Genomic DNA, 17,472 nt, shown 5'->3' with positions numbered 1-17,472 from the left:
ATGCGCTGGGTCTGTATTCTGTTCCCGCAATTGGCGCTGGACGCGGCGCTGCGCCAGCGCCCCGAACCGGAGGCCGCGCTGGCGCTGCTCAGCGGGACGCCACAACGCCGGGTGATCCAGGCGGTGAATGCCGCGGGCCGCGAGCTGGGGTTGCGCCCCGGGCAGTCGTTGACCGCCGCCCAGGCCCTGAGCAAGGACTTCGCCAGCGCCGAATACGACGCCGAGGAAATCGCCCGTTGGCAGCAGTTTCTCGCGGCCTGGGCCTACCGCTTCAGCTCCCAGGTCAGCGTGCATTACCCGCGCACCCTGGTGTTCGAGATCGAGTCGAGCCTGAGCCTGTTCGGCCCCTGGCCACAGCTGGAGGCGCGCCTGCGCCAGGAGCTGGGTGAGCTGGGTTTTCGCCACCGCATCGTCAGCGCGCCGAATCCGGCGGCGGCCCGGGTGCTGGCCAATGCCTACGACGGGCTGGCGGTGACCGACCTGGAGCAATTGCGCCAGGCCCTGGGGCGCATGCCCGTGGAGCGTCTCGGCCTGCCGCCGGGCGCGGCCACCGCCCTGTCGCGCATGGGCCTGCGCACCTTCGCCCAGGTGCGCGGATTGCCGCGGGACACCCTGGCCCGGCGTTTCGACGCGGGCCTGCTCAAGCACCTGGACACTCTTTTGGGCGAGCGTTCCCTGGCGTTGGCGTTCTATCAGCCGCCGGAGCGTTTCGATCTGCGCATCGAATTGAATTTCGATGTGCTGTCCCACCAGGCCCTGCTGTTTCCCCTGCGCCGCCTGACCAGCGATCTGGCGGCGTTTCTCTGTGGCCGTGACAGCGGGGTGCAGCGCTTCGAGCTGCACCTGGAACATGTCGAGCGGCCCGACACCCTGGTCAAGGTCGGCCTGCTCAGCGCCGAGCGCGAGCCGGGGATGCTGTTCGAACTGGCACGCGGGCGCCTGGAGCAGGTCCAGGTGCCGGCGCCGGTGCGTGGCGTGCGCCTGGTGGCCGAGGATTTGCCGCGCTTCGTGCCGCAGCACCGCGAACTGTTCGACGAGCGCCCGCAGCAATCCCTGCCCTGGGAGCAGCTGCGCGAGCGCCTGCGCGCCCGCCTGGGGGACGAGGCGGTGCATGGCTTGCGCTTCCACTCGGACCACCGCCCCGAATGCAGCTGGCAGCCGGTCGGCGACAGCCAGGCCTGCCCGCTGCTGCCCGGGCCCCGGCGCCCGGGCTGGCTGCTGCGCGAGCCGCTGGTGCTGCCAGAAGGGGCGGCGCACATCCTTATGGGGCCGGAACGCATCGAGTCCGGCTGGTGGGACGGCGGCGACGTGCGCCGCGATTACTACCTGATCGAAACCCGCGGCGGCCAGCAGGGCTGGGCGTATCGCCCGGTGGGCGAGGCGGGGCCCTTGCTGTTGCAGGGCTGGTTCGCATGAAGGGCTACGCCGAACTGCACTGCCTGTCGAACTTCAGTTTCCAGCGCGGTGCCTCCAGTGCCCGTGAGCTGTTCGAGCGGGCGGCGGCCCAGGGCTACCAGGCCCTGGCGATTACCGACGAATGCAGCCTGGCCGGTATCGTCCGGGCCTGGCAGGCCTCCAGGGGCAGCAACCTGCCGCTGATCGTCGGCAGCGAAATGCGCCTCGACGACGGCCCCAGGCTGGTGCTGCTGGTGGAGAACCTGGAGGGTTACCAGGGCCTGTGTCGGCTGATCACCCGTGGCCGGCGCCGGGCGCAGAAGGGCCAGTACCAGCTGCTGCGAGAAGACTTCGAACAACCCTTGCCGGGGCTGTTGGCCCTGTGGCTGGCGGACGAGCAGCCACAGGAGCAACAGCAGGAAACCGGACGCTGGTTGCAACAGGTGTTCGCCGACCGGTTGTGGCTGGCGGTGGAGCTGCACTGCGGCCAGGACGATCAGCGGCGCCTGGGCGAACTGCTGGAGCTGGCCCGCGGGCTGGGCATTGCCGCCGTGGCCTGCGGCGATGTGCATATGCATGTGCGTGGGCGGCGGGCCTTGCAGGACACCATGACCGCGATCCGCCATCACGTGCGGGTGGCCGAGGCCGGCCAGCGCCTGCACCCCAATGGCGAGCGGCATTTGCGCAGCCTCGAGGCGTTGCAGGGGCTCTATCCGCCGGCCCTGCTGGAAGAATCGCTGAAGATCGCCGAGCGCTGCCATTTCGACCTTGGGCAGTTGCACTACCAATATCCCCGGGAGCTGGTGCCGCAAGGGCAGACGCCCGCCAGCTGGCTGCGCGAGCTGACCGAACGCGGCATCGTCAAGCGCTGGCCGGGGGGCGCCAAGCCCAAGGTGCTCAAGCAGATCGACGATGAGTTGAAGCTGATCACCGAGCTGGGGTACGAGAGCTATTTCCTCACGGTGCACGACATCGTCAACTTTGCCCGCGGCCAGTCGATCCTCTGCCAGGGCCGGGGCTCGGCGGCCAACTCGGTGGTGTGTTTCGCCCTGGGCATCACCGAGATCGACCCGGACCGCTCGACCCTGCTGTTCGAGCGTTTTCTCTCTCGCGAGCGCAACGAGCCACCGGATATCGACGTGGATTTCGAGCACGATCGCCGCGAGGAAGTCCTGCAGTACGTGTTCCAGCGTTACGGCCGCCACCGCGCCGCGCTGACCGCGGTGGTCAGCACCTACCACGGCGCCGGCGCGGTGCGCGATGTGGCCAAGGCCCTGGGCCTGCCGCCGGACCAGGTCAACGCCCTGGCCGATTGCTGCGGCCACTGGAGCGATACGCCGCCGGCCGTCGAGCGCCTGCGGGAGGCCGGCTTCGACCCGGACAGCCCGGTGCTGCGCCGGGTCCTGAGCCTGACCGGGCAACTGATCGGCTTTCCCCGGCACTTGTCCCAGCATCCCGGCGGCTTCGTGATTTCCGAGCAGCCGCTGGACACCCTGGTGCCGGTGGAAAACGCGGCCATGGCCGAGCGCACCATCATCCAGTGGGACAAGGACGACCTGGACGCGGTCGGGCTGCTCAAGGTGGACGTGCTGGCGCTGGGCATGCTCAGCGCGATTCGTCGCTGTTTCGATCTGATCCATGGCTATCGGGACCAGCGGCTAAGCCTGGCCAGCATCCCCGCCGAGGACCCGGCCACCTACGAAATGATCGGCCGCGCCGACACCATCGGCGTGTTCCAGATCGAGTCGCGGGCGCAGATGTCGATGCTGCCCCGGCTCAAGCCGAAGAACTTCTATGACCTGGTGATCGAGGTGGCCATCGTCCGGCCGGGGCCGATCCAGGGCGGTATGGTCCATCCGTACCTGCGCCGGCGTGACAAAAAGGAGAAGGTGACCTATCCCTCGGCGGCGCTCAAAGAGGTGCTGCAGCGAACCCTGGGCGTGCCGCTGTTCCAGGAGCAGGTGATGCAGATCGCCATTGTCGCCGCCGACTATACCCCCGGCGAGGCCGACCAGTTGCGCCGCTCCATGGCCGCCTGGAAACGCCATGGCGGCCTGGAACCCCATCGCCTGCGCCTGCGCGACGGCATGCGCGCCAATGGCTACAGCGACGAGTTCGCCGCGCAGATCTTCGAGCAGATCAAGGGCTTCGGCAGCTATGGGTTTCCCGAATCCCACGCCGCCAGTTTCGCCTTGCTGACCTATGCCAGCTGCTGGCTCAAATGCCACGAGCCGGCGGCCTTCGCCTGCGCCCTGATCAACAGCTGGCCCATGGGTTTCTACAGCCCCGACCAGATTCTCCAGGACGCGCGCCGGCATCAGTTGGCGATTCGTCCGGTGGACGTGCGCGCCAGCACCTGGGATTGCAGCCTGGAACCGTTGGCCGGCGCGCAGCCGGCGTTGCGCCTGGGGCTGCGAATGATCAAAGGCTTTCGCGAAGACGACGCGCGGCGGATCGAGGCGGCGCGTGGGCATGGCCCGTTTGTCGACATCGCCGACCTCGGGCAACGGGCGCGCCTGGACAGCCGCGCCCAGGAACTGCTGGCCGATGCCGGCGCCCTGCGCGGGCTGGCCGGGCACCGGCATCGGGCGCGCTGGGAAGTGGCGGGGGTGCAGCAACAGCTCGGCCTGTTCGCCGGCCTGCCGCGCCAGGAGGAAGCGCCGGTGGTCTTGCCGCGCCCGACGGTCGGCGAAGACCTGCAGGCCGATTACCTGAGCGTCGGCACCACCCTGGGGCCGCATCCGCTGGCCTTGTTGCGGGGCGAGCTCAAGGCCCGGCGCTGTCGCAGTTCCCGCGAGCTGCTGGAGGTCGAGCACGGGCGCCCGGTGAGCATCGCCGGGCTGGTCACCGGGCGCCAGCGACCGGGCACCGCCAGCGGCGTGACCTTCGTTACCCTGGAAGACGAGTTCGGCAACGTCAACGTGGTGGTCTGGCGCGACCTGGCCGAACGCCAGCGCAAGGTCCTGGTGGGCGCGCAGTTGCTCAAGGTCGACGGCACCCTGGAAACCGAAGGCGAGGTCCGCCACCTGATCGCCGGGCGCCTGAGCGACCTCAGCGACCTGCTGAGCGGTATCACCGTGCGCAGCCGCGATTTCCGCTGATGTAGCCACTGCCGCAGGCTGCGACAAGGCAGCAGGCCTTCAGCGATCTTGAGACTTTTACGGCCGTTCCGGCCGATCGCAGCCTGCGGCAGCGGCTACAGGCCGGGGTTGTTTGCCCGGCGTCATGGCGACTGGTCCGACAATCGCGAAAATGCGGTGAAACCATCCGCGTGGCCCGTGCTCCAAACTTGAGTACCTGTCCGTGGCGTTCGGGGCGCGGCCGGGAATGCCGTCATTCAATCGTGTTCACTGGGTCAAGCGATGTCGTTCTTATCCGATCCTCATGGTTGCCAGGGCTGGAGAGGCGAGATGGCCGGGCGCATCCAGGCGTTCGACTGGTCCGTCACCGAGCTGGGCGCGCTGGAGCAGTGGTCGTCGAGCCTGTGCAGTGCCGTGCAACTGTTGCTGGCCTCGCCGGTGCCGCTGGTCATGCTCTGGGGCCGTTCGGGCTACATGATCTACAACGATGCCTACGCCGAATTCGCCGGCGGCCGGCATCCGTACCTGCTCGGCCGCCAGGTGGAGCTGGGCTGGCCGGAAGTGGCGGATTTCAACCGCCATGTGCTGGACACCTGCCTGGCGGGTGGGACCCTTTCGTACCGCAACAAGGAGCTGGTCCTGCTGCGCAACGGCCAGCCGGAACATGTCTGGATGGACCTCTACTACAGCCCGGTGGCCGGCGACGACCAGGCGCCGGCCGGGGTCATGGCGATCGTGGTCGAGACCACCGCCCACGTGCTGTCCGAGCAGCGCCGCCAGGAAGTCGAGAACGCCTACCGCGCGGAAAACGAGCGGGTGCAACTGGCGCTCAATGCCGGGGCGCTGCTGGGTTCCTTTGTCTGGGACATCAAGGCCGACCGGCTATCGGGCGACGAGCGTTTTGCCCGGACCTTTTCCTACCCGCTGGAGCAGCCGCTGGACGACCTGTCGATGGCGGTCGCCGACAGTCGGGTGCACCCCGAGGACTTGACGCGGATCAAGGAACAGGCCGCCTACAGCGTGAAAAAGGGCGTGCCCTATAACGCCGAATACCGCATCCGCCGGGAGGACGGCAGTTACCTGTGGGTCATGGGCTGTGGCCGTTGCGAGTTCGACGACGCAGGACAGGCCTTGCGCTTTCCCGGCGTGTTGATCGATATCCACGAACGCAAGATGGCCGAAGAGTCGCTGCTGCAACTGACGCGCAACCTCGAGCAGCGGGTGGCCGAGGAGGTCAACGCGCGGGTCTCGGCCGAGGAGCAGCTGCGTCAGGTGCAGAAGCTCGAAGCCATTGGCGGCATGACCGGTGGCGTGGCCCACGACTTCAACAACCTGCTGCAAGTGATCGCCGGCAACCTGCACCTGCTGGCGCGCCATGAGCCGGACAATGCCAATGTGCAGCGCCGGGTCGGCGCGGCCATTACTGCGGTCGAGCGCGGCGCCAAGCTGTCCGCGCAATTGCTCGCGTTCGCCCGGCGCCAGCCGCTGTCGCCCGAGGTCTACAACCCCCGCCGGATTCCCGACAGCCTGAGTGAGTTGCTGCAACGGGCCCTCGGCGAAACCATCGACATCGATGTGCAACTGCCGGCGAAGCCCTGGTGCATCAAGGTCGATCGCAGCCAGTTGGAAAACGCCTTGCTCAACCTGGCGATCAACGCCCGCGACGCCATGAAGGGCGAGGGCACCATCGGCATCCGCGGCGAAAATATGGTGCTCGACCGCGGTTTCTGCGCCGGCAAGGGCATCAGTCCCGGTGACTACCTGTGCCTGTCGGTGGCCGATACCGGCGATGGCATGCCCCCCGAGGTGCTCAAGCAGGCGTTCGAGCCGTTCTTCACCACCAAGCGCGACGGCCAGGGCACCGGGCTGGGACTGAGCATGGTGTTCGGTTTCGTCAAGCAGAGCGGCGGCCATATCGAGATGCTCAGCACGCCGGGGCAGGGCACCACGGTGCGCATGTATTTTGTCCGCAGCACCGAACAGGAACCGGGAGAGGCGCCCCGGCGCGGACAGCGGCCTGGCCATGGCCAGGAAACCATCCTGGTGGTGGAGGACAACGAGGACGTCCGCGCGGCGGCGGTCGAGCTGCTGGAGAGCGCCGGCTACAAGGTGCTGGTGGCGGCCAATGGCGATGCGGCCATGCAACTGCTGCTGAGCGGCGCCCGGGTCGAGCTGATCTTCACCGATGTGGTGATGCCCGGCCTGATCAAAAGCACCGACCTGGCGCTTTGGGCCAAGACCCAGTCGCCGGCGGTGGCGGTGCTGTTCACCTCGGGGCATACCCGCGACATCATTTCCTGCAATCACCAGCTCAGCCCGGACACCCACCTGCTGAGCAAGCCCTACAGCCCGGACGCCCTGACCGCCATGGTCAGGTCGGTGCTGGAGGCGTAAGGCCATAAGCGGGAAAAAGTCCGCCGAACGTTCGACATCCGCGGTTGCTCAAAACCCCGGGCCCATGCACCCTGCACCTCGGTCGGGTGGCTGCCGGTCGCCGGTGCTGGCGCCGGGGCTTTCTGACGTGACCTCTGTTCCGACACCTCCGATACAAGGCTGCCCCATGACTTCAGCGCGCAACACGCCTTCGCCCCAGGTTTTGTCTTCCTTGCCCGCGAACAGCTCGGGTTTTGTCAGGGTGCGCGGCGCCCGCGAACACAACCTGCGCAACGTCGACGTGGATATTCCCCGCGACGCGCTGGTGGTGTTCACCGGGGTCTCCGGCTCCGGCAAATCGTCCCTGGCGTTCTCGACCCTGTATGCCGAGGCCCAGCGCCGCTACTTCGAATCGGTGGCGCCCTACGCCCGGCGCCTGATCGATCAGGTCGGGGTGCCGGATGTCGACGCCATCGAAGGCCTGCCGCCGGCGGTGGCCCTGCAACAGCAGCGCGGCACGCCGAGCACCCGCTCTTCGGTGGGCAGCGTCACCACCTTGTCCAGCCTGATCCGCATGCTCTATTCCCGGGCTGGCAGCTACCCGCCGGGGCAGCCGATGCTTTACGCCGAAGACTTCTCGCCCAACACCCCGCAAGGGGCCTGCCCCAACTGTCACGGCCTGGGCCGGGTCTACGAGGTCAGCGAGGCGTCCATGGTCCCGGACCCTTCGCTGACCATCCGCCAGCGCGCGGTGGCGTCCTGGCCGCTGGCCTGGCAGGGGCAGAACCAGCGCGACATCCTCGTGACCCTGGGCTACGACGTCGATATTCCCTGGCGCGACCTGCCGCAAGAACAGCGCGACTGGATCCTGTTCACCGAAGAAACCCCGACCGTGCCGGTGTACGCCGGGCTGACCCCGGAGCAGACCCGCGAGGCCCTCAAGCGCAAGCAGGAGCCGAGCTACATGGGCACCTTCAGCGGGGCCCGGCGCTATGTGCTGCACACCTTCACCCATTCGCAAAGCGCGCTGATGAAAAAGCGCGTGTCGCAGTTCATGCTCGGCAGCCCATGCCCGCTGTGCGAGGGCAAGCGCCTGAAGCGCGAGGCGCTGTCGGTGACCTTCGCCGGCCTCGACATCGGCGAGCTGTCGCAGATGCCCCTGCTGCAACTGGCCGAGGTGCTCAAGCCGGTGGCCGCCCAGGCTTACCTGGAACAGGCCGAGGAGGCCGGCGAGGTCTGGAGCCACGAACAGACCCAGGCCGCGCGCCAACAACGGATCGCCCAGGGCGCGCCGGGGCATGTCGGAGGGCCGGATGTGCGGCACACGCCGAACCTGTCCCTGGAAAAACGCCTGGCCGCGCAACGCATCGCCCAGGACCTGCTGGAGCGGGTCAGCACCCTGACTGGCCTGGGCCTGGGGTACCTGGCCCTGGAACGCAGCACGCCGACCCTGTCGTCCGGCGAGTTGCAGCGTCTGCGCCTGGCGACCCAGCTGGGTTCGCAACTGTTCGGGGTGATCTACGTGCTCGACGAGCCTTCGGCCGGCCTGCACCCGGCGGACGCCGAGGCGCTGTTCGAGGCCCTGCAGCAGCTCAAGGCTTCGGGCAATTCGCTGTTCGTGGTCGAGCACGACCTGCAGACCATGCGCCGCGCCGACTGGCTGATCGATGTCGGCCCGGCGGCGGGCGAGCAGGGCGGCCAGGTGCTGTACAGCGGTCCGCCGGCGGGGTTGGCCCAGGTCGCGCAGTCGCAGACCCGCGCCTACCTGTTCGCTGAACAGGCGCCGGCTCGCCGCACCGCGCGCCAGGCCCAGGGTTGGCTGCGCCTGGAGGGCATCAGCCGCAACAACCTGAAGGACCTGAGCGCACAATTCCCCCTCGGCTGCTTCACCGCGGTGACCGGAGTTTCAGGTTCCGGCAAGTCGAGCCTGGTCAGCCAGGCTTTGCTGGAGCTGGTGGGCGCGCACCTCGGGCGGCCGCAGGGCAACGAAGAGCCGGAGGAGCTGAACCTGGAAGACGACGCCCCGCAGGCCAGCAGCGGCGAAGTCACCGCCGGGCTGGAGCGGATCAAGCGCCTGGTGCAGGTGGACCAGAAACCCATCGGCCGCACCCCACGCTCGAACCTCGCGACCTACACCGGGTTGTTCGACCACGTGCGCAAGCTGTTCGCCGCCACCCCCGAGGCGCGTGCGCTGGGCTACGACGCCGGGCAGTTCTCCTTCAACGTTGCCAAGGGCCGCTGCCCGGCCTGCGAAGGCGAAGGTTTTGTCAGCGTCGAGCTGCTGTTCATGCCCAGCGTCTATGCGCCGTGCCCGACCTGCCACGGCGCGCGTTACAACCCGCAGACCCTGGCTATCCAGTGGCAGGGCCTGGACATCGCCCAGGTCCTGCAACTGACGGTGCAGGAGGCGGTCGAGGTGTTCGCCGAGCAAGCGAGTATCCGCCGCTCCCTGGAAGTCTTGCGCGATATCGGCCTGGGTTACCTGCGCCTCGGCCAGCCCGCTACCGAGCTGTCCGGTGGCGAAGCGCAGCGGATCAAGCTGGCCACCGAGCTGCAGCGCAACCCCCGCGGCGCCACCCTGTATGTGCTGGACGAGCCGACCACCGGCCTGCATCCGCGGGATGTCGATCGCTTGCTGGAGCAACTGGACAATCTGGTGCGGGCCGGCCACAGCGTGGTGGTGGTCGAGCATGAAATGCGCGTGGTGGCCCAGGCCGACTGGGTGATCGATATCGGCCCGGGCGCCGGCGCCCAGGGCGGCAAAGTGGTAGTCAGCGGGACGCCACAACAGGTGGCCAGGCACCGCAAGAGCCGCACTGCGCCGTTCCTGGCCCAGGCCCTGGGGTGAGCCTTCGGTGACCCTTCGCTGGGCCGCCGGCCATGACGGCTGTTGGGTCTGGCGGTGGGTCGCGGGCAGTGCCGCTGGAGGCGACGAACGGTTACCGCTGGTCTGATTGGCGGTCGACAGACAGCGGTGGTCGAGGTCATTCTGGTAACTGGCAAGCGCGTGTAAACGGGCTTGCTACCGATCAACAAACGGAGGTGTTTCATGCCGGTGCCCCATGACCTGTATCAGGACCTGAGCTACAGCAAAGAAGACATTCAACAGCGTCGGGCCAATGACCCGCACTTGAATGCCCTGTTCGACAAATACTCCACCATTGATGATCAGGTGCTCAAAGCGGAGGCCGCGGCGGCCGCTGACGACGAACTGAAAAAACTCAAGGAAAAGCGGCTGCTGATCAAGGATGAAATCTCCGAGAAGTTGACCGCACGCTCCTGACCCCACCCTGTCCTGGGCGAGATGTCCCGAGGTTTCGGGCGTCTCGCCAGGTTCTACGCAATCCAGAGCATTGGCTGCTCTTTCCGCTATTTGCCCGTTTACTCCCCTGTATCGACCCGCACCCTTGGCGAGACGCGCCCGAGTCGGGCGCGCCTGTTTCAGCGCCTGCCTGCGTCAAGGGCACTCGCAGGTGCTCGGGCCGAATACCGGGCCTGCGCAGGGATCTTCGGACGGTCCGAACACCGGGCACGCGGCCAGCGCCGACAGGGATGAAGTGAGCAGCAGGGAAGCCAGGAGGATTTTGATTTTCATGGGGGGATCCACTCTCAATGTGATGGGAATCAATCGGATTCGATTGTTTGTCTTTCCTTGGTGGGCGCCTGTGACGGCGCCGCGCGGGACAGCTTAGATCAGAATCTGGCGAACATGCCGGTGCCCATGCCGTTATCGCATCAAGGCGCCTTTGACAGCGCGACGCTCAGCGGCAGGCGCGCCATGTGCGTGGCCTTGAGCGAGCCGAAGTACAGGGCGTCGCCGTATTCGCGCACCGTGGTGATCGGCGCGTAGTTGCCGGCGCTGGCGTCCTGCAGGTTGGCGATGACCTGGCCCTGGGTATCCAGGCCGAGGACGAAGCCGCGTTTTTCCACCGGCTTGGGCAGCAGGGTCATGGCCCGCACGATCATCTTGCGCACCCGCGGGTAGGGCGCGGTGCCGTCCAGCAGGACATTGCGCGGGGCATAGAGCGCCACCCAGAAACGCCCCTGGCCGTTGAAGCTGAGGTTGTCCGGCAGCCCCGGCAGGTTGTCGATGAACAGGTCGTGGGTGGCGGCCTTGGCGCCGCTGAGCCAGTAGCGGCTGATCCGGTAGGCGCCGGTTTCGTTGACCAGCACATAGGCTTCCTGGGGCCCGAGGGCGACGCCGTTGGCGAACTCCAGGCCGTCCAGCAACTGTTCGGTCTGGCCGGTCTGGAAGTCATAGCGCAGCAGGCGCCCGTCGCCGCCGTGCTCGATCACCGCCTCGCCATCCTGGCCGTAGCCCCAGCGGCTGGTGGCGTCGCTGAAGTAGGCATAACGCCCGGCGGCGTCCACCGCCACATCGTCGGTAAAGCCGAAGGGCAGGCCGTTGGCGGAGGTGGTGAGGGTGCTCAGCTGCCCCTTGGCGTCCAGCGCCAGCAGGCCCTTGACCGCGTCGGCGATGATCAGCCGGCCATCCGGATGCCGGGCCAGGCCCAGGGGGCGCCCGCCGGTATGGGCCAGTACCTGCAGGGCGCTGCCGTCCAGGGCGGTGCGGATCACCCGCCCGTCATGCAGGCCGCTGATCAACGAACCGTCTTCCAGCAGCAGGGCTTCCGGTCCGTCGATGTTCAGCGCGCCCACCGCCTGCAGGCCCTTGAGCTTCTGGTTCTCGGCGTACAGGCCGCTTTTCAGTGAAGGCGCTGGCGACGGGGTCCAGGCCAATGGCTGGACCTTGGTCGGCATCAGCAGCAGAAAGGCGCCGATGGCGATGACCACGACCAACAGCAGATGGCGAAACTTGATCCGACGGGGTGCGACGGGCTTCATCGAGGGCGGCTCCTGGGTGATGGGTTCAGGTCGTGCTCTGCGGCGCGACGTCGGCGCCCAGGGGAATTGCCCGTTGCGCCATTTCGCACAAGGCTAGCAGGGAGTCGGCGGACTCCCGTTCTATCCGCCTTCTGAATAACAGGCGATTGCCCAGGCGCATCAGCAAGCCGTCGAAGCGGTATTCCAGGGTGCGGATAAAGCGCGTGCGGTGGGCGTCCAGCGCCTGGCACTCGTAGGTCACCACCAGCTCCAGGCCATGATCGCCCTTGGCCGCGGCGCTCCAGCGAAACCCGGGCAGGTACTCGTCGACCCGCCAGCTCAGGTGCCCGCTGCGCCCGCCGGCGTGGATGTCTTCCTCGAAGCACGCGCCGGCGGGCAGGGCCCCGGCCGGACCCTGGACCTTCAATGAAGACGGGTGCCACTCCGGCCAGCGGCTGGAGGCGCAGGCGTAGTCGAGCAGGGCCACCGGGTTGCGCGGAATATCGATCTGATGCTGCATGCGGGTCATGGACGAGGACCTTGTCGATAGAGAGGAGGTGGCGGGTTCCGGCTCCCAGTACAGGGTGCCGAACAGGTAATCCATCAGCGGCAGGACGATGTTGAAATTGCGCTCCTGCATCAGCTCGCGACGGTGATGCAGCTCATGCAGGCGGCGCATCTGGCGGATCCACGGCAGCCGTGCCAGCGGGTGTTCGGGCGGCAGGTGTTCGCAGGCATGGAACACCTCGTAGGCCAGGTAACCGATCAGGGTGCAGCTGGCGAACAGCGCCGCGACATTGGCATTCCACAACTGCAGCAGCCACCACAGTGGCAGGGCGAACAGCAGGCTGTGGACCACGATCAGCCAGGCCGGAAACAGGATCACCCGCCAGTCCCGGGGGCCGTCGTAGGTCATGTGTCCGGGCACGAAGAAACTGTGGTGATCGCCGCTGTGGCGGGCGTAGAACATCCGCGCGAAGGCCTGTTTGTGATGGCCCAGCCAGCGGTGCACGACGTAGATGCACAGGTTGAAGAACAGCAGCGCCACCGGCACCGCCAGCCACTCCAGGGGCTGTACCTGGTGCAGGGTGCTCCACAGCAGGGCGATGCACGCCATGCCATAGGCCAGCACGAAACCGCCGTGCAGCCACGGGTTGTAGCGCGGATGAACCGCGGCGCGGTAACGCTCGCGAAATGCCAGGGTGGTTTGCCTCAAGGCCGTTCTCCTGTGGGTTTTATTGTTCTTGTTGACAGCAGATTAGTCCTGCTCGAATTATCCAGCTAATGGATATTCGGAATGGGCATTATTCATGAAGCTGAATTTGCGGCACCTGGATCTCAACCTGCTCTTGGTGTTCGACGCGCTGATGCAGGAGCAGAACCTGTCCCGCGCGGCGGTGCGCCTGAACCTCAGCCAGCCGGCCGTGAGCAACGCTCTGGCGCGCCTGCGCAGCCAGCTCGACGAGCCGCTGTTCATCCGCACCGCGCGGGGCATGCAGCCCACGCCGCGGGCCCATGTGCTGCACGGCTCGGTGCGCCAGGCCCTGCGCCTGCTGCAGGAAGGCCTGGACCCGGGCAGCGCGTTCGACCCGGCGGCGGCCGACCAGACCTTTACCCTGTCGATGAACGACTACGCCCAGGCGCGCCTGTTGCCGGCGCTGTCACGCCGTTTGCAAAGCGCCGCGCCCAAGGTTCGCCTGGCGGTGCGCAGCGATGCCGCCGACTCCCTGCCGGCCTGGCTGACCACCGGGATGCTCGACCTGGCGGTGGACTACCTGTACTTCGACGACCCCGACCTCTGCTACCAGCCGCTGCTGGAAGAACAGCTGGTGGTGATCGGCCGTATCGACCACCCGGCCTTCGAGCCACAGCTCGACCTCAAGGCCTATGAGCAAAGCCAGCACGTGGCGATTCCGGACCGGGGCGGGCGCGGCTCGCCGCTGGAGATCGTCCTCGGTTCGGCCAAGGTCCAGCGCCATGTGCAGCTGTTCGTCCCGCATTACCTGAGCATTCCCTTGATCGTCGCCCAGTCGGATTTGCTGGGCACGGTGCCGCGGCGCCTGGCGGAGCACTTCTGCGCGCTGATGCCGATCCGCATCGCCGAGCTGCCGTTGGTGGCGCCGCCGGTGCAGGTCAGCCTGATCTGGCATCGCCAGCAGGAGCGGGTGCCGGGGCATCGCTGGCTGCGCGAGGAGATCATCGCCCTGGCCGCCCGGTTCGTGCAGCAGCCGGAGCTGTCCGGGCGCTGATGACAAAAAACCAACAAAAGATTAAGACGAGTCTGATTGGCACCGCGGACACCGCCTGTATCCTTTGGGGCCCGCTCGATGAGCAGCCGTGCTGACTCAGAGGCGCCAACCCATTGGAGATTGCATGCGTCACTCGATTCTGAACATTGCCCTGGCAGCCAGCTGCCTCTTTGGCCTGGCCGGGCAGACCGCCATGGCGGCGGTGGATGCCAGCCAGTACGTGGAACTCAAGGATGCCGTGCCGCAGGTCGTGCCCGGCAAGATCGAAGTGGTGGAGCTGTTTTCCTACGGCTGCGGCCACTGCTACAACCTCGAAGCCTCGATCAACCCCTGGGCCGCCCAGCTTCCCGAAGACGTGAACTTCGTCAAGCTGCCGGCCATGTTCGGCGGGATCTGGGACGTCTACGGCCAGCTGTACCTGACCCTGGCGACCATGGACGCCAAGCCCGAGGTGCACCACGCGGTATTCGAGGCTATCCACGGCGGCAACCGCCTGAAAACCCCCGAGGCCATGGCCGAGCTGCTCAAAGGCCAGGGCATCGAGCCGGCGAAGTTCCTCGCCACCTACAACTCCTTCGCCGTGCAGGCCAAGGTGATGGACGCGAAAAAACGCACCGCGGCCTACCAGGCCACCGGCGTGCCGTCGCTGGTGGTGGACGGCAAATACCGCTTAGGCATGACCAACGACGGCGCCAAGGGCCTGTTCGCGGTGGCGGACCAGTTGATCGCCCAGGTGCGGGCGGCAAAATAAGCCCTCGATCCCCTGGCCGCTGTCCAGCCGGCGAGGCTCGGCAGCGGCCCAAGGGCATCGAGCGGTAGTCAAAAAGGGCATCGCTAGCGATGCCCCTCACAAGCGCGGTCAGTCCTTGATCCGCGGCGCCTGCGGATGCAGGCTCGGGAACGCCTGCTCATAAGCGCGGCACAGGCGCAGCACCTGATCATCGGCAAACCGCGCCCCCACCACCTGCAGGCCCACCGGTAAGCCGTCCTCGGCGAAGCCGCACGGCACCGACGCGGCCGGTTGCTGGGTGAGGTTGAAGGGGTAGCTGAAGGGCGTCCATTCCATCCATTCGCCCAGGCCGGAACCCGGTGGCACGTTGTGCCCGGCGGCGAAGGCGGTGAGCGGCAGCATGGGCGAGACCAGCAGGTCGTAGCGCCTGTGGAACCCGGCCATGTGCGCCACCAGCGCCGCGCGGGCTTCCAGGGCCAGGGTGTAGTCGTGAAGGCTGATGCCTTGGCCCTGCCGGGCAATACGCAGCAGGCCCGGGTCGAGCTGCTGGCGTTGCTCCTGGCTCAGTTGCCCGGCCAGCCGCGCGGCGCCGGCGAACCACAGGGTATTGAACAGCTCCAGCGGGTCGCTGAACCCCGGGTCGACCTGCTCGACGTCGGCGCCCAGTTGCGCCAGGCGTTCCACCGCCCGGGCCACCACCCGTGCTACCTGTGGCTGCACCTTCACGTAGCCGAAATCGGCGCTGTAGGCGATACGCAGGCCTTTGAGATCAGTGCTCTGCGGCAACCAGGGCGTGCTGCGTGGGGCCCCGGCAAGGCCGTCGCGGGCATCCGGGCGGGCCACGGTTTGCAGCATCAGCACCGCATCGTCGACGGTGCGGGTCATCGGCCCCAGGTGCGAGAGGATAGTCATGGCGCTGGCCGGCCACTGCGGCACGTAGCCGAAGGTCGGCTTGATCCCGAAGGTGCCGGTGAAGGCGCAGGGAATGCGGATCGAGCCACCGGCATCGCTGCCCTGGTGCAGCACGCCGAGGTTCAGCGAGGCCGCGGCGGCCGCGCCGCCGGAGGAACCGCCGGCGGTGGTGCGGGTGTCCCAGGGGTTGCGGGTGATGCCGTACAGCGGGTTGTCGGTCACGCCTTTCCAGCCGAATTCCGGGGTGGTGGTCTTGCCCAGCAGCACCGCGCCGGCGTTGCGCATAAAGGCCGGGAAGGGCGCATCGACGTCCCAGGGGCCGCTGGCGGAGGTGGTTTTCGAGCCCTTGCGGGTGGGCATGCCACGGGTCAGGGTCAGGTCCTTGATCGAGGCCGGCACGCCGTCCAGCGCACCGCAGGGTTGGCCCTTGAACCAGCGCTGCTCGGAGGCTTTTGCCGCGTCCAGCGCGCCTTGCGGGTCGACATGGCAATAGGCGTTGACCTGCGGGTTGAAGCGCTCGATGCGCGCCAGGGCGTCCTCGGTCGCTTCCACCGGAGACAGGCGCTTGTCACGGTAATGGGCGAGCAGTTCGACGCCGCTCATCTCGGCGATTTCGCGGTGTCGGGTCATGCCGTCGCTCCTGCTTGCGCCGCGTTGACCATGGCCCGCAGCAACACGGCGCAACCGTCGGCCAGGTCCTGGGGCGCGGCGTTTTCGATTTCGTTGTGGCTGATGCCGCCTTCGCAGGGCACGAAGATCATTCCGGCCGGGCCCAGCTCGGCGATGAAGATCGCGTCGTGCCCGGCGCCGCTGACGATGTCCATATGGCTCAGGCCCAGCTGCTCGGCGCCCTGGCGTACCGCGGCGACGCAGGCGGGGTCGAAGTCCAGTGGCGGGAAATCGGCGGTGGGGGTCAGCTCGAAGCCCAGGCCGTGCTGCTGGCAGGTGTCCTCGATCACCTGGCGCACCTCGTCGACCATGGCTTGCAGTTTGTCGGCATGCAGGTGGCGCAGGTCGAGGGTCATCTGCACCTGGCCGGGAATCACGTTGCGCGAGCCCGGGTGCAGGCTCAGGCAGCCGACCGTGCCACAGGCGTGGGGCTGTTGCTCGTGGGCGATGCGGTTGACCGCGCTGACCACCTGGGCGGCGCCCACCAGGGCATCCTTGCGCAGGTGCATCGGCGTCGGCCCGGCATGGGCCTCGACCCCGGTCAGGGTCAGGTCGAACCACTTCTGGCCGAGGCAGCCCATGACCACGCCTATGGTGGTCTGGCGGTCTTCCAGCACCGGGCCCTGTTCGATGTGCGCCTCGAAATACGCGCCCACCGGATGGCCGAGCACCGCCCGCGGGCCGGCATAACCGATGCGCCGCAACTCGCTGCCCACCGACAGCCCCTGTTCGTCCTGCTTGCGCAGGGTGTCGTCGAGGTCGAACTTACCGGCGAACACCCCGGAGCCCATCATGCATGGCGGGAAGCGCGAGCCTTCTTCGTTGGTCCAGACCACCACCTCGATCGGCGCCTCGGTCTGCAGGCCGAGGTCGTTGAGGGTGCGGATCACCTCCAGGCCGGCCATCACCCCGTAGCAACCGTCGAACTTGCCGCCGGTGGGCTGGGTGTCGATATGGCTGCCGGTCATCACTGGCGGCAGCTGCGGGTTACGCCCGGCGCGGCGGGCGAAGATATTGCCGATGCCGTCGATGCTGACGCTGCACCCGGCCTCTTCGCACCAGCGCACGAACAGGTCGCGGGCCTGGCGGTCGAGGTCGGTCAGGGCCAGGCGGCACACGCCGCCCTTGGCGGTGGCGCCCAGCTGCGCGAGGTCCATCAGCGATTGCCAGAGGCGTTCGCGGTTGACCAGCGGGGTGGCGTCTTGCAACGGGGGTACGGACACAATCGGACGGTTCATTT

12 protein-coding genes are annotated in these 17,472 nt (G+C 67.5%); 7 read left to right on the top strand and 5 right to left on the bottom strand.

Translation table 11 applies throughout. The features are described from left to right. The 5 genes from CRO75_RS21040 (at nucleotide 1) to CRO75_RS21020 (ending at nucleotide 10,131) form a co-directional block, all read left to right on the top strand. The gene (locus CRO75_RS21040) at nucleotides 1–1,416 is read left to right on the top strand and encodes a DNA polymerase Y family protein (protein WP_097137887.1); all 1,416 of its coding nucleotides are present in this window, start codon (nucleotides 1–3) and stop codon (nucleotides 1,414–1,416) included. Next, on the top strand, nucleotides 1,413–4,496 hold the full coding sequence (locus CRO75_RS21035; RefSeq protein WP_097137885.1) for an error-prone DNA polymerase: 3,084 nt from the start codon (nucleotides 1,413–1,415) through the stop codon (nucleotides 4,494–4,496). The genes CRO75_RS21040 and CRO75_RS21035 overlap by 4 nt, the downstream gene beginning before the upstream one ends. A gap of 261 nt (nucleotides 4,497–4,757) precedes the next feature. Then, the gene (locus CRO75_RS21030; RefSeq protein WP_097137884.1) at nucleotides 4,758–6,869 is read left to right on the top strand and encodes a PAS domain-containing hybrid sensor histidine kinase/response regulator; all 2,112 of its coding nucleotides are present in this window, start codon (nucleotides 4,758–4,760) and stop codon (nucleotides 6,867–6,869) included. A 166-nt stretch (nucleotides 6,870–7,035) separates the two neighbouring features. Continuing rightward, nucleotides 7,036–9,696 (top strand): excinuclease ABC subunit UvrA, encoded by a 2,661-nt coding sequence (locus CRO75_RS21025; RefSeq protein WP_097137882.1) that lies wholly within the window; start codon nucleotides 7,036–7,038, stop codon nucleotides 9,694–9,696. A gap of 201 nt (nucleotides 9,697–9,897) precedes the next feature. Further along, a complete protein-coding gene (locus CRO75_RS21020) occupies nucleotides 9,898–10,131 on the top strand; it encodes a DUF465 domain-containing protein (protein WP_097137880.1) in 234 nt (77 codons plus the stop codon). A gap of 174 nt (nucleotides 10,132–10,305) precedes the next feature. On the opposite strand, the gene CRO75_RS33030 is transcribed toward CRO75_RS21020, so the two are convergent. From CRO75_RS33030 to CRO75_RS21005, 3 genes are all read right to left on the bottom strand, one after another. Then, nucleotides 10,306–10,443: a hypothetical protein gene (locus CRO75_RS33030; RefSeq protein WP_007932359.1), complete on the bottom strand. Its 138-nt coding sequence runs from the start codon at nucleotides 10,441–10,443 to the stop codon at nucleotides 10,306–10,308. Between the two features lie 140 nt (nucleotides 10,444–10,583). Continuing rightward, nucleotides 10,584–11,693, bottom strand: a complete 1,110-nt coding sequence (locus CRO75_RS21010) for an SMP-30/gluconolactonase/LRE family protein (protein ID WP_097137878.1) — start codon at nucleotides 11,691–11,693, stop codon at nucleotides 10,584–10,586. A 25-nt stretch (nucleotides 11,694–11,718) separates the two neighbouring features. After that, a complete protein-coding gene (locus tag CRO75_RS21005; protein WP_097137876.1) occupies nucleotides 11,719–12,888 on the bottom strand; it encodes a sterol desaturase family protein in 1,170 nt (389 codons plus the stop codon). Nucleotides 12,889–12,982: 94 nt separating this feature from the next. Between CRO75_RS21005 and CRO75_RS21000 the strand changes: the two genes are divergently transcribed. After that, a complete protein-coding gene (locus tag CRO75_RS21000; RefSeq protein WP_097137874.1) occupies nucleotides 12,983–13,921 on the top strand; it encodes a LysR family transcriptional regulator in 939 nt (312 codons plus the stop codon). Between the two features lie 124 nt (nucleotides 13,922–14,045). Next, nucleotides 14,046–14,672, top strand: coding sequence for a thiol:disulfide interchange protein DsbA/DsbL (locus CRO75_RS20995; RefSeq protein WP_097137872.1), 627 nt, complete (start codon nucleotides 14,046–14,048; stop codon nucleotides 14,670–14,672). Between the two features lie 108 nt (nucleotides 14,673–14,780). On the opposite strand, the gene CRO75_RS20990 is transcribed toward CRO75_RS20995, so the two are convergent. Both CRO75_RS20990 and CRO75_RS20985 read right to left on the bottom strand, forming a co-directional pair. Continuing rightward, a complete protein-coding gene (locus CRO75_RS20990) occupies nucleotides 14,781–16,193 on the bottom strand; it encodes an amidase (protein ID WP_097137870.1) in 1,413 nt (470 codons plus the stop codon). Next, a complete protein-coding gene (locus tag CRO75_RS20985) occupies nucleotides 16,190–17,470 on the bottom strand; it encodes a Zn-dependent hydrolase (RefSeq protein WP_097137868.1) in 1,281 nt (426 codons plus the stop codon). The genes CRO75_RS20990 and CRO75_RS20985 overlap by 4 nt, the downstream gene beginning before the upstream one ends. Nucleotides 17,471–17,472: the final 2 nt, after the last annotated feature.

This window comes from Pseudomonas sp. LAMO17WK12:I10 (assembly GCF_900215185.1).
In the GTDB taxonomy this organism is placed as follows: Bacteria; Pseudomonadota; Gammaproteobacteria; order Pseudomonadales; family Pseudomonadaceae; genus Aquipseudomonas; species Aquipseudomonas chlororaphis.
This window is presented reverse-complemented; position numbering and strand designations above follow the sequence as displayed.